This is a genomic window from Thalassospira xianhensis MCCC 1A02616 (genome assembly GCF_003326475.1).
Taxonomy (GTDB): Bacteria; Pseudomonadota; Alphaproteobacteria; order Rhodospirillales; family Thalassospiraceae; genus Thalassospira; species Thalassospira xianhensis.
In genome coordinates, this window is record NZ_JPWA01000005.1 from 163609 (window position 1) to 176914 (window position 13306).

Annotated in this window: 10 protein-coding genes; all 10 read left to right on the forward strand. The window is 55.8% G+C overall.

Features of this window, described 5'->3' with window-relative positions; genetic code table 11:
• Nucleotides 1-2 precede the first annotated feature (2 nt).
• Nucleotides 3-1022 (forward strand): arginine N-succinyltransferase, encoded by a 1020-nt coding sequence (locus tag TH5_RS06610; protein ID WP_114121183.1) that lies wholly within the window; start codon nucleotides 3-5, stop codon nucleotides 1020-1022.
• An 18-nt stretch (nucleotides 1023-1040) separates the two neighbouring features.
• Nucleotides 1041-2522, forward strand: a complete 1482-nt coding sequence (astD, locus tag TH5_RS06615) for a succinylglutamate-semialdehyde dehydrogenase (RefSeq protein ID WP_114121184.1) — start codon at nucleotides 1041-1043, stop codon at nucleotides 2520-2522.
• Entirely contained in the window at nucleotides 2519-3880 is a 1362-nt protein-coding gene (gene astB / locus TH5_RS06620) for an N-succinylarginine dihydrolase (RefSeq protein WP_114121185.1), read from the forward strand. The genes astD and astB overlap by 4 nt, the downstream gene beginning before the upstream one ends.
• A 120-nt stretch (nucleotides 3881-4000) precedes the next feature.
• On the forward strand, nucleotides 4001-5413 hold the full coding sequence (locus TH5_RS06625; protein ID WP_114121186.1) for an aminotransferase: 1413 nt from the start codon (nucleotides 4001-4003) through the stop codon (nucleotides 5411-5413).
• Between the two features lie 102 nt (nucleotides 5414-5515).
• Nucleotides 5516-5977, forward strand: a complete 462-nt coding sequence (locus TH5_RS06630; protein WP_114121187.1) for an Lrp/AsnC family transcriptional regulator — start codon at nucleotides 5516-5518, stop codon at nucleotides 5975-5977.
• 223 nt (nucleotides 5978-6200) lie between these two features.
• On the forward strand, nucleotides 6201-7094 hold the full coding sequence (gene cysD, locus TH5_RS06635; RefSeq protein WP_244204841.1) for a sulfate adenylyltransferase subunit CysD: 894 nt from the start codon (nucleotides 6201-6203) through the stop codon (nucleotides 7092-7094).
• Nucleotides 7094-9013, forward strand: coding sequence for a sulfate adenylyltransferase subunit CysN (gene cysN / locus TH5_RS06640; protein WP_114121188.1), 1920 nt, complete (start codon nucleotides 7094-7096; stop codon nucleotides 9011-9013). Before cysD ends, cysN begins: the two co-directional genes overlap by 1 nt.
• A gap of 241 nt (nucleotides 9014-9254) precedes the next feature.
• Nucleotides 9255-10919 carry a Na/Pi cotransporter family protein gene (locus tag TH5_RS06645; protein WP_114121189.1) on the forward strand — a complete coding sequence of 555 codons (1665 nt, stop codon included), beginning with the start codon at nucleotides 9255-9257 and terminating at the stop codon, nucleotides 10917-10919.
• A gap of 127 nt (nucleotides 10920-11046) precedes the next feature.
• Nucleotides 11047-11799 carry an ImuA family protein gene (locus TH5_RS06650; RefSeq protein WP_114121190.1) on the forward strand — a complete coding sequence of 251 codons (753 nt, stop codon included), beginning with the start codon at nucleotides 11047-11049 and terminating at the stop codon, nucleotides 11797-11799.
• On the forward strand, nucleotides 11717-13306 hold the full coding sequence (locus TH5_RS06655; RefSeq protein WP_244204839.1) for a Y-family DNA polymerase: 1590 nt from the start codon (nucleotides 11717-11719) through the stop codon (nucleotides 13304-13306). The genes TH5_RS06650 and TH5_RS06655 overlap by 83 nt, the downstream gene beginning before the upstream one ends.

A 13306-nucleotide genomic window follows, 5' to 3' on the forward strand; every position in this document is an offset into this window, starting at 1 on the left:
TCATGATGTGTGTCCGCCCCGCCCGTATGAGCGACCTTGACCGGCTGGTTGATCTGGCATCCTCCGCCAGCAAGGGTTTAACCACCCTTCCGGCCAATCGTGACGTGCTTGAAGCCCGCATTTCTGAAAGTATCGAAGCCTTCGGGGCCGATATCGACGGCCCCGGTGGTGAAAGCTATTTCATGGTTCTGGAAGATACCGCCAATGGCAAGGTCGCAGGCACCTGCGCGATCTATGCCGGGGTCGGGTTATCAAAGGCCTTCTATAACTACAAAATCCTGAAACTGACGCAATATTCGCATGAACTGAATGTCACGGTGACGTCACGCCTGCTGACCCTTGTGAACGATTATCAGGGTGCTACCGAGGTGGGCACACTTTACCTTGACCCGGACTATCGCAAGGACGGCAACGGGCAGCTTCTGGCGCGGTCGCGATACCTGTTGATGGGGTGCTTCAAGAAACGGTTTTCGGAAATGGTCATGGCCGAAATGCGCGGCTGGCAGGATGAAAACGGTAAATCACCACTGTGGGAAGCGCTGGGATCGCATTTCTTCAACATCCCGTTCCCCGATGCCGATTACATTTCCGGGATCGGCAATAACCAGTTCATTGCCGATCTGATGCCGAAATACCCGATCTATATCGAAATGCTGCCCAAGGCCGCACAGGACGTAATTGGCAAAACCCATGATGAAACGCGACCGGCGCTGAACCTTTTGAAAAAGGAAGGTTTCCGGTTTTCAAATGCGGTCGATATTTTTGATGGCGGACCCTGCGTTGATGTCCGGCTTGATGACATCCGCACCATCCGTCATTCCAAAATCGCCACCATCCGCAAAATCGTTGATCGCACGACCTCTATGGAACGCCACCTTGCCTGTACGTTGGAACTTTGCGGGTATCAGGCAAGCTGGCTTTACATGACAATTGTGAATGGCACCCATGTCGATCTGGACCGCGATCAGGCCGAAATCCTTGGTCTGCGCGCTGGCGATCAGATCCGTTTTGTCACCGATTAAGCATCAGGAGCAGGCATCATGACCCAGAAATCAAATCCCGCCCTGTTCATCAATGGCACATGGCAAACCGGCAATGGCAAAGCATTTCACGCCGAAAATCCGGCCAATGGCGATATCATCTGGCAGGGAAAGGCTGCCAGCCCTGATGATGTTAACGCCGCGATCATGGCGGCGCGAAATGCCTTTCCGGCATGGGCAAAACGCGACCTTAATGAACGGATCGAAATTCTTGAACGGTTTGCCGGGTTGCTCAATGATCACAAGGACGCACTGGCACGTACCATCAGCCTTGATGCCGGAAAGCCGCATTGGGAAGCCCTGACCGAAGTCGGCGCAATGGCTGGCAAGATCGCGATTTCGATCAAGGCCTATCATGATCGCACCGGCACCCGCCACGGAGATGCGCCGGGCGGCGGACAGGCGATCTTGCGCCATAAACCGCATGGGGTGGTTGCGGTCTTTGGTCCCTATAACTTTCCCGGCCACCTGCCAAACGGCCATGTCGTCCCGGCCCTTCTGGCGGGCAATTGCGTGGTGTTCAAGCCTTCCGAACTGACCCCCCTTGTCGCAGAGGAAACCGTAAAGCTTTGGCAACAGGCCGGATTGCCCGACGGAGTTCTCAACCTTGTGCAGGGGGAACGCGATACCGGTATTGCCTTGGCGCAGCATCCTGGCATTGACGGGTTATTCTTTACCGGCAGTGTTCCGACCGGATACCATTTGCATCATGCCTTTGCCGGACAGATGGCCAAGATCCTGGCCCTTGAACTTGGCGGGAATAATCCGCTTGTCGTCTGGAACGCCGCCGATCTCGATGCTGTCGCCCATCATACCGTCATGTCGGCCTTTATCACGGCGGGGCAGCGTTGTACCTGTGTGCGCCGCCTGATCGTGCCAACGGCCGCAAAGGGCGATGCGATGATCGCCGCCATCAATGATTATTGCGACAGGCTGATCGTTGGTGCGCCAGATGATGATCCCGAACCCTTCATGGGCCCGGTGATTTCCAACCGGGCGGCCGATGGCCTTATGGCGGCACAGGCGAAACTTGTTGCCGATGGTGCCAAAATCATTCGCGAAATTACGCGCCCCGACCCTGCCCGCCCGTTTCTGACGCCGGGCCTGATTGACGTGACCGATGTAAAGAACCGCGCGGACGAGGAACTGTTTGGCCCGATCCTGCAAATCATCCGGGTCGATAGTTTCGACGATGCCATCCGTGAAGCCAACAATACCCGTTTTGGCCTTGCCGCCGGGTTGCTGTGCGATGATGCCAAACTTTGGCAACGCTTCATCCACGAAAGCCGCGCCGGGATCGTAAACTGGAACAAACAGCTGACCGGCGCATCCAGTGCCGCCCCGTTTGGCGGTATCGGCGAAAGCGGCAACCACCGCCCGTCGGCCTATTACGCCGCCGATTATTGCGCATGGCCCGTCGCAACCCTTCAGACCGACAAACTGGTCGCCCCCGATGCCGCCCCTAAAGGAGTACGCCCATGACCCGATACGCCATCGAAGCCAATTTTGACGGTCTGGTCGGCCCGACGCACAATTATGCCGGGTTAAGCTTTGGCAATGTCGCATCGACAAGTAATGCCAGCACCCTTTCCAACCCGAAATCAGCCGCCCTTCAGGGCCTGACCAAGATGAAAGCCCTGCATGACATGGGCTTTGTGCAGGGTGTGTTGCCGCCTCAAGAACGCCCGCATGTCAAAACCCTGCGCGATGTTTTTGGCTTTCGTGGATCGGATGGTGATGTTCTGGCGTCTGCGTGGAAAACCAATCCGAACCTTGTTCTCGCGGCATCATCGGCATCCCCGATGTGGACGGCCAACGCCGCAACCGTTTCGCCCAGCGGTGATACCGATGATGGCAAGGTGCATTTCACCCCGGCCAATCTGTGCACCATGTTCCACCGATCCATCGAACATCCGGTGACCGGGCGCGCACTTGCCGCGACATTCGCCGGTCCCGATCATTTCACCCACCACGCCTCCCTGCCCGGCACGGACCATATGGGGGACGAGGGGGCGGCCAACCATACCCGGTTTTGCGGTGATTATGGCGCGCGCGGGGTCGAATTTTTTGTCTATGGCCGTCACGCTTTTTATCCGGGCAAAACCCGGCCAAGCCGTTATCCGGCACGCCAGACCTTCGAAGCCAGCAGCGCGATTGCCCGCCATCATGGCCTATCGGAAAACGGTGTCGTCTATGCGCAGCAAAACCCCGACCTGATTGATGCCGGGGTGTTTCATAATGACGTGATTTCGGTCGGCAATGCCAATGTGCTGTTCCATTACGAGGACGCCTTTGTCGACACGCCCGCCGTCATGAACGACATCCGGCACAAGATGGACGGCATTGCCGATTTCACCAGCATTGAAGTGCCCAAAAGTACCGTGCCGCTTTCCGACGTGATCAAAAGCTATCTGTTCAATTCACAGCTTTTGCGCCTGCCGGAAAATGACCAGATGATGCTGATCCTGCCGACCGAGGCCGAAGAAACCATATCGGTCCGCGATTACCTTTATGACCTGATCGGCAAGGGCACTACACCGATCAGACAGATCAAGTTTTTCGACCTGCGCCAAAGCATGCGCAATGGCGGCGGGCCCGCCTGTTTAAGGCTGCGTGTCGCCCTGACCGAGGATGAACTTGCCGCGACCAACCAAAAAAGCCTGATCGACGATCAACGCTTTGCCAAACTGACAGGCTGGGTCGAAAAACATTATCGCGACCGGCTAAGTGCTGATGATTTCCGCGATCCAACGCTTCTGGACGAAGTCCGGACAGCACTGGATGAGCTGACGCAACTTCTTGACCTTGGCCCGATCTACGATTTCCAGCGGGAAGGATAAGCCATCCCGCATTCCCTGCCGTGCTGCCCGGTTGCTTCGAAATTTAATACCGGACCAACCGTGGCAGAATAACCGGAACAACAAGCTTTACGCCCCACACAAAGTCCGGGAGACCCGCCTATGTCGACCCTCTATGATACCGAACATCTTAAAAGATCTGATGCGGCCAATATCCTGCATCCGGCATCCGTGGTTGCCGATGTGTCAAACAACGGCCCGGCCCGCATTTTTGTCGAGGGTAAGGGGGCGTTCATTACCGATACCGACGGCAACAGAATGCTGGACGGAGTTGGCGGGCTTTGGTGCATGAATATCGGCTATGGCCGAACCGAGATCGGCGATGCGATGAAGGCCGCATCCGATCAGATGGGCTATTTCCATACCTTTGCCGGAGCCTCCAACCCGGCCCAGATCGGACTGGCCGAAAAGCTGATGGCAAAAATGCCCGATCACATCACCAAGGTGTTCTTTGGTAGTTCCGGGTCGGATGCCAACGACACATTGATGAAGATCGTCTGGTATTATAACGGGCTTCGCGGCAAACCGGAAAAACGCAAGATCATCGCCCGCAAACAGGCCTATCACGGCACCACCATTGCCACCGCCAGCCTGACCGGGCTTGCATCGTTTCATCGCAATTTCGGCCTGCCGATCCCCGAAGTCAAACACACCTCGCTCCCGCATTATTACCGCGAAGCCAAACCGGGCGAGACCGAGGAACAGTTTTCCGCCCGGCTGGCAAACGAGCTTGAATCCCTGATCATCGCCGAGGGCCCGGAAACGGTCGGTGCCTTCATTGCCGAACCGATCATGGGCGCCGGTGGCGTCATCACCCCACCAAAGGGCTATTTCAAAGCCGTTCAGGCAGTTCTGAAAAAGCACGATATCCTGTTCATCTGTGACGAGGTTGTTTGTGGTTATGGCCGCACCGGGCATTGGTTTGGTCATCAGCTTTATGACATTCGCCCCGATATGATCGCCACCGCCAAGGGCCTGACAAGCGGCTATTTCCCGATGTCAGCAGCCTTTATCAGCGACGATATCTGGAAAGTTCTGCACGACGGATCGGCAACACTTGGCGCATTTGCCCATGGCTTCACCTATTCCGGCCATCCGGTCGGAGCGGCTGTGGCACTGGCGAACCTTGCGATCATCGAAGGTGAAAATCTGGTCGCGAATTCCGCAGAAACAGGTGCCTATCTCCATGCGCAGCTTAACGATACCTTTGGCCATCATGCTCATATCGGCGAAGTACGCGGTGTCGGCCTTCTGGGTGCCTTGCAGCTAATGGCGGACCGGGACACAAAAACTGGGTTCGATCTGAAACACAAGATCGCCGCACGCTGTGCGGCGGCGATTGGCAATCATGGCGTGATTGTCCGCCCGCTTCCAACCGCCGACAGCCTGGCATTTTCCCCACCTCTGACGCTTGACCGGGGCGAAGCCAATCAGATGGTCGATGCCATCAAAAAGGGCATTGATCAGGTGATGGGCGAACTGAGTGCCGATGAACGCAAGGGCATGGCTGCCTGATTTTCGAAACACCTCAAATCCTACCCCACTTGCCCGACCGGAATACTGGTCGGGCCGTTTTTTTATGTGTAAGGTGGCGCAAACAAGATAACGGCGACCCCGATGATCAAGATCGACGAGATCAACCTTAAAATCCTGCGCGCCCTTCAGGCCAATGCAAAGCTGACCAATCTCGCCCTTTCAAAGCTGGTGGGACTAAGCCCTAGCCCCTGCCTTGATCGGGTCAGGAAGCTTGAAAAAGAAGCGGTCGTGAAACGCTATCGCGCGGTACTTGATATCGAAAAAATCTGTCCGCATGTCCGGGTCTTTGCCGAGGTTACCTTAACCGGCAAAACCGCCGCCGATTACAAACGCTTTGCCGATGCGGCCAAAACCATCCCCGAAGTCGTTGCCGCCTACCGGATTTCAGGACCGTATGATTATATGCTGTGCCTCGTTTGCCGCGATGTGCAGCATTATCATTCCCTGTCCGAAGACATGATCCACGGCAATCTTGGCATCACTAAATTCATCGGCCATGTCGCTTTGGCCCAGACCAAGGCCTTCAAAGGCTATCCGGTCTGACGTCCGGGCTTCATAGACCACAAAGAAAACACCCAAAGAACATATTTCCTTTGTACTAGAAAATATGTGGTTATCTTTTTTGTGTGATTTGGATAGATCGCGCTTGCATCAAAGCCGTTTCCATATTACCCATCAAAGCAACGTGAAATACATTTATAAACACAAATTTTGTGTTGTTTGCCACAGTTTTGATTGATCGGCAGGAACGAGAATGCAGCCTAATCTGACCCATCTCCGCCAGCTTGAGGCCGAGAGTATTCACATTATCCGCGAAGTTGCGGCGTCGTTCGAACGGCCGGTGATGCTTTATTCCATCGGCAAGGATTCGTCGGTTTTGCTGCATCTGGCGCGCAAGGCATTTTACCCGGCCCCGCCGCCCTTCCCGTTGATGCATGTCGATACCACATGGAAATTCCGCGAAATGATCGAATTTCGCGACAAGGTGGCGGCGGAATACGGGTTTGAGCTGATTGTTCATATCAATCAGGAAGGCGTTGATCAGGGCATTGGCCCGTTCACCCACGGATCAAGCCTGCATACCGACGTCATGAAAACCCAATCGCTGAAACAGGCGCTGAACAAATACAAGTTCGATGCAGCCTTTGGCGGTGCCCGCCGGGACGAGGAAAAGGCGCGTGCAAAAGAACGCGTATTTTCGTTCCGCACCGAAACCCATCGCTGGGATCCGAAAAACCAGCGCCCGGAACTTTGGGATATCTATAACGCACGGATCAACAAGGGCGAAAGCATTCGCGCCTTCCCGATCTCGAACTGGACCGAGCTTGATATCTGGCAATATATCTATCTCGAACAGATTCCGATTGTGCCGCTGTATTATTCGGCCAAACGCCCGGTTGTTGAACGTGACGGCATGCTGATCATGGTCGATGACGACCGCATGCCGCTTAATCCGGGTGAAAAACCGGAAATGAAATCGGTGCGTTTCAGAACGCTTGGCTGCTATCCGCTGACCGGTGCGGTTGAGTCCGAAGCCGCCACCCTGCCCGACATTATCCAGGAAATGCTGCTGACCCGTTCAAGCGAACGTCAGGGGCGTATGATCGACCATGATCAGGCCGGTTCAATGGAAAAGAAAAAGCAGGAAGGTTACTTCTGATGGCGCACAAATCCGATCTGATTGCCGATGACATTCTCGGCTACCTGAAAGCCCAGGAAGAAAAAAGCCTGCTGCGTTTCATCACGTGCGGCAGTGTCGATGACGGCAAATCGACCCTGATTGGCCGTCTGCTTTGGGATTCCAAACTGATCTTCGAGGATCAGCTTGCGGCCCTTGAATCTGATAGCCGCAAGGTCGGCACCCAGAATGGCGAAATTGATTTCGCCCTGCTGCTTGACGGGCTTCAGGCCGAACGCGAACAGGGCATCACGATTGATGTCGCCTATCGGTTCTTTTCGACCGACAAGCGCAAATTCATCGTCGCCGATACCCCCGGCCACGAACAATATACTCGTAACATGGCAACCGGCGCCTCCACCGCCGATGTCGCCGTGATCCTGATTGATGCCCGCAAAGGCATCCTGACACAGACACGCCGCCACAGCTTCATCACCTCGCTTTTGGGGATCAAGCATGTGGTGCTGGCGGTGAACAAGATGGACCTGATCGACTATGATCAGGCCAAATTCGACACCATTGTTGCGGACTATAAAGAATTCGCCAAAGACCTTGGCTATAGCTCGATCACGCCAATCCCGTTATCGGCCCTTCGCGGCGATAACATGATCGAAGCCAGCCCGAATACCCCTTGGTACGAAGGCCCGACGCTGCTCGCGCATCTTGAAACCGTTCAGGTCGAACAGGATGCGATTGAAAAGCCGTTCCGCCTTCCGGTCCAGTGGGTCAACCGTCCGAACCTTGATTTCCGTGGCTTTTCCGGCACCATTGCGTCGGGCATTATCAAGCCGGGCGATCCGATTGCCGTCACCGCATCGGGTCAGACCAGCAAGGTCAGGGAAATCGTCACCTTTGACGGCAATCTTGATCAGGCCTTTGCCGGTCAGGCTGTCACCCTGACCCTTGAAGATGAAATCGACATTTCGCGCGGCGATGTTCTGGCACGTCCGGATGAACGCCCGGAATTTGCCGACCAGTTCGAAGCACGCATCATCTGGATGCACGAAGATCATCTTCTGCCCGGTCGCCCCTATATCATCAAGATGGGCGCACAGGTCACCAACGCACAGATCAGCGACCTGAAATACAAGGTCAATGTCAACACGCTGGAACATATTGCCGGCAAGACGCTGGAACTGAACGAAGTCGGGATTGCCAATATCGCAACCGACAAGGCACTGGCCTTTGACCCCTATGATGACAACCGCCATTCGGGCCGGTTCATCATTATCGACCGCTATTCCAACGCCACCGTTGGCGCAGGCATGGTCAACCATTCACTTCGCCGTGCGACCAACGTCAAATGGCAGGAAATGGACATCAACAAAAAGTCGCGTGCCTATCAGAAAGGTCAGCAATCGGCCGTTCTGTGGTTCACGGGTCTTTCGGGTGCCGGTAAATCGACCATCGCCAATCTGGTCGAGAAAAAGCTGCATGCCATGGGCAAGCACACCTACACCCTTGATGGTGACAATGTCCGTCACGGATTGAACAAGGACCTTGGCTTTACCGATGCCGACCGGGTGGAAAACATCCGTCGCGTGGGTGAAACCGCCAAGCTGTTTGTCGATGCCGGGATCATCACGCTGGTATCCTTTATCTCGCCGTTCAAAAGCGAACGCCAGTTTGCCCGTAACCTTGTAGAAGACGGCGAGTTCATCGAGGTCTTTATCGACACCCCGATTGAAGTCTGCGAACAGCGCGACGTGAAAGGCCTTTATAAAAAGGCCCGCGAAGGCAAGATCGCCAACTTCACCGGGATCGATAGCCCCTATGAAGCACCGGAAAACGCCGAAATCACGGTCAACACATCCGATCAAACCGCCGAACAGGCAGCCGAGATCATCGTTGCCAAGCTCGAAGAATTCGGTGTTCTCGGCGCTTGGTATCCGGAAATCTAGGGATACCGGCAACCTCGATACGAACGAAACAGCATCAAAGCCCCGGCCTTCGCGCCGGGGCTTTTTGTTTGCCTTTCATTCGTCAAATTCAAATGTTCATTTGAAAATGTGATATGATCGAATGAATGATGCAGTTCGTCGCCTTATATACATTGAATAATGCAGGCCCCGTGATCACGTGAATATCAAAGGCCCGCTCATAGATCTCGCATCATAAAAAGACCGGAACAACGAGGCGCCCATGGAAATTTCCCTGAAGCTGCTTGAGATTGCGGGCATGATTGCCCTTCTTCTGTGGGGCCTTCACATGGTCCAAACCGGCATTCAGCGCGCCTATGGACCAGAGCTTCGAAGATTTCTGTCATCCGCACTGGGCAACCGGTTCAAGGCATTTTTCGCCGGGATCGGCGTGACCGCAATTCTTCAAAGCAGCACGGCCACCGGCCTGATGGCGACCGCCTTTACCGCCGAAGGATTGATCAGCCTTGTAACCGCCCTTGCGATCATGCTGGGCGCGAATGTCGGCACCACCCTGATTGTTCAGGTCCTGTCCTTTGACATCACACAGATCGCCCCGGTCTTTATCCTGATCGGGGTTCTGATGTTCCGGCGTGGTGGCGTCACCCGCACGCGTGACCTTGGCCGGGTGGTGATCGGGCTTGGCATGATGTTGCTATCCCTTCATCTGGTGCATGGTGCGGTTGCCCCCTATGCCGATGCACCGGGATTGCGTACCGTCCTGACCGCAATTACTGCCGCCCCGGTTTTGAATGTCCTACTGGCTGCGGCCCTGACATGGCTTGCCCATTCCAGCGTTGCGATTGTCTTGCTGATCATGTCCTTTGCCTCGGCCGGGATTATTCCGCTTGAAGCCGCCTTTGCATTGGTGCTCGGCGCCAATCTGGGAACGGCGATCAATCCGTGGCTTGAAGGCGGCAATAACAGCGACCCGGCGTCAAAACGCCTGCCGCTTGGCAATCTTTTAAACCGTATGGCGGGTTGCGTTCTGGCACTGGCGGCTCTGGAACCTGCGACAAACCATATTGCCCGGATCATCCCTGATCCGGCGCAGGCTGTTGCGGCATTTCACCTTGTTTTCAACCTGTTCCTTGCCGTTCTGATGTTGCCGACCCTGCCGCTGCTTGCTCGGCTTTTATGCCGCTGGCTGCCGACACGCAATGATGGCAGCGATCCGGCAAAGCCAGTTTATCTTGATGATGATGCCAAGGCGTCACCACCCATCGCAATGGCAGTTGCCGCCCGCGAAGCCCTTCGCATGGCCGATACATTGCAGCAAATGCTGGCCGGGGTTGAAGATGCGCTTGAAAACGGGGATCGCAAACGCGCCGCCCAGACACGGCGCATGGACGATATCCTTGATCATCTCAATACCGCGATCAAGGAATACCTGACGTCACTGGATGTCCGGACATTCGATGACCGGGATCGCCGCCGGATGCGTGAAATCCTGACTTTTGCGACCAATCTCGAACAGGCGGGCGATGTGATTGAACGTGATCTGGTCAATCTGACCAGCAAACGGATCAAGCGCGGCCTGACCTTCTCACCCGAAGGGCAGCGTGAATTGCTTGATATGCTTGAACGGCTTGAAAGCAACCTTCGGTCTGCGACGGCGGTTTTCATGAATGAAGACCCGCGCATGGCCCGCAAACTTGCCAGGGAAAAGGAAGCCTTCCGCGACCTAGAAGAACGCACGATTAACGCGCATTTCCAACGTCTGCAGGCCGGGCGTCAGGACAGCACGGAAACCAGCACCCTGCATCTTGATATCGTCCGCGACCTTAAACGCATCAATGCGCATCTGGTCGCTGCCGCTGCCTATCCGGTTTTGAAGGATCAGGGCGAACTTCTGACCAGCCGCCTCAAACTGCCCAAGCATGGCTGATCCTGTTTCCTTTCATGCCAATGGCTTGGCGGGCAACTTGCACCACATCTGATGTTTTCCTGATCTTTGATGCTTGACTCCTGTTCCGTCCTGACCACATAAAAAGAACAAATCAGGAACACACATTATGTCGGACAGACGTCTTCATCTTGCCCGTGCGGCTTTGCAACGGGCCGAAAAACAGTGGAAAGGACAGGTTACCTGTCTGCCCGGCGGGGCGGACCGGATCATACGCCGTGCCTTCGGGATTGAATTGGCCCATCACATCAGCATCGGGGGCATTGCCCCGATGGGTCTGCATGAAATCATCTGCGGTCATGATGATACCGGCGCATCGGTTCTGGCATGGTATCTGGCGCGACTTTCCATCGGGGATCAGACCGGCAAAAACCTGTTCTGGATCCGGCAAAGGCGCGCGATTGATCAGGGCGGGCTTTATCCCCTTTCACTACCAGGCGAAGACGCGCCAATCATGATGGCCGTCGATCAGCAGGCCACCGCCCTTTGGACCTGCGAGGAAGCGGCAAAATCAGGCCAGATCGCCAGCATCATTGTCGAAACCACGGATTATGACCTGACTGCGGCGCGGCGCCTGCAACTGGCGTGCGAGGCCGGGCACACCCGTCTGATTGCGATCCGCCATATGCGATCCGATAGCAAAACCATCGCATCAAGCGCGCATACACGCTGGCGGATAACGCCGGAAGCAGTGGAACATTCAACAACAGATAACCGACACATACTCAGCCTGATCGGGGGACGCGGAGTTCGACCGGGCAGCTGGAGAATGCAAATTGATGCAACAACGTTTTCTTTATCTGTGGCTGACGCACTGGAAAACAGATTGCCACCGGATCGATATGCCGGAAACCGGGGATGACAGCCCCAAACAGGAACCGGTCGTGATCACACGCGCCGATCACAAGGGCGTTCTTGTCTGCGGCAGTGACAAAGCAGCACAATCACGCGGGCTTGCACCGGGCATGCGCCTTGCCGAAGCGCGCAGCATATATCCCGCCCTGCACGATATCCCCGAACAGCCCGATCTTTATGAACGGCATCTGGCTCGCTTGATCCGCGCGATGGACCGATACAGCCCATGGGTTGCCCGCGACCGGTTCTTGCAGGAAGCTGATCATAACCATACGGGCGATGCCGGATTGTGGCTTGAAATCACCGGCGGCAGTCATCTTTTTGGCGGGGAAAGCGCCCTTCTGGAATTGGTTCTGCGCGATGTCAAATCACGTGGTTATGCTGGCCGGGCCGCCATTGCCGATACGGCAGGTGCGGCATGGGGGGCGGCACGGTGCCACCTCGCCCCGGCTGATCAACGGATTTTAAGCCTGCCACGCGATCACGATATTGCCGCCGGTTTTCCAATCTCCGCCCTGCGTCTGGTCGAACAGACACGGGTCACCCTGTTTCGGCTGGGGCTGAAACATCTGGGCGACATCACCCCGATGCCGCGCGCCAATATCACCACACGTCTGGGGCCAGAAGTTTTGCAACGGCTTGATCAGTTTTATGGCCGCCTGCCTGAACATCTGAATTTCAATCTGCCCAACCGGCCATGGCTGATCCGGCGCAGCTTTGGTGAACCGCTGGGCGATGCGGCCAATCTGGCAATTGCCGTTGAAAGCTTGATCACGGAACTTTGCGGCAATCTGACGCAGGAAAATCTGGGTCTGCGACGGATCATCCTGCGCTGTGTGCGGGTTGACGGACATGCCCACACCATCACCCTGACGACAGGCGGCCCGTGCCAGTCCGCCCCGCATATCTTGCGATTGCTGTCTGAAAAAATGCCCGGTGTCGATACCGGTTTTGGCATCGAACAGGTGATTGTCTATGCCCCATGGGTCGAACATGTGGCCTTTCGCCAGTCGCGCCTTGACCAGCAACAGGAAGAAACCACCGACCAGATTGCCCTTGCCCAGTTGATCGACCGGATTTCCCATCATCTCGGCCCGCGTGACATGCTGTTTCATCCCGGCCATCACGCCAGCCATTTGCCTGAACGTGCCTCCGTGCGACAGGCTCCCAACATCCGGACATATCCAACCAGACGCACCGATATGACATTACCCAAACGCCCGGTGCGCCTGATCGACCCGCCCGAACCGGCCGAAATCCTTGAACGCCACCCCACAGGCGCGCCAAGCCGCCTGCGCTGGCGAAAAATGGCGGTCGACATCATCCATGCCGAGGGACCGGAACGGATTTGCCCGGAATGGTGGCAATGTCTTGATCAGGATGGCTATGCCCTAAGCCCCCAAACACGGGATTATTTCCGCATCCGTGATCAGGCAGGCCGATTGTTATGGGCCTTTCGCACCGGCCCAACCGGGCAGGATATCTGGTCCATCCATGGATTATTCGGGGACTGA

Coding starts and splice junctions, on each gene's coding strand:
- TH5_RS06645 (WP_114121189.1), top strand. CDS start 9,255: ATGGAAATTTCCCTGAAGCTGCTTGAGATTGCGGGCATGATTGCCCTT.
- TH5_RS06655 (WP_244204839.1), top strand. CDS start 11,717: ATGCAACAACGTTTTCTTTATCTGTGGCTGACGCACTGGAAAACAGAT.
- TH5_RS06630 (WP_114121187.1), top strand. CDS start 5,516: ATGATCAAGATCGACGAGATCAACCTTAAAATCCTGCGCGCCCTTCAG.
- astD (WP_114121184.1), top strand. CDS start 1,041: ATGACCCAGAAATCAAATCCCGCCCTGTTCATCAATGGCACATGGCAA.
- TH5_RS06650 (WP_114121190.1), top strand. CDS start 11,047: ATGTCGGACAGACGTCTTCATCTTGCCCGTGCGGCTTTGCAACGGGCC.
- TH5_RS06625 (WP_114121186.1), top strand. CDS start 4,001: ATGTCGACCCTCTATGATACCGAACATCTTAAAAGATCTGATGCGGCC.
- astB (WP_114121185.1), top strand. CDS start 2,519: ATGACCCGATACGCCATCGAAGCCAATTTTGACGGTCTGGTCGGCCCG.
- TH5_RS06610 (WP_114121183.1), top strand. CDS start 3: ATGATGTGTGTCCGCCCCGCCCGTATGAGCGACCTTGACCGGCTGGTT.
- cysN (WP_114121188.1), top strand. CDS start 7,094: ATGGCGCACAAATCCGATCTGATTGCCGATGACATTCTCGGCTACCTG.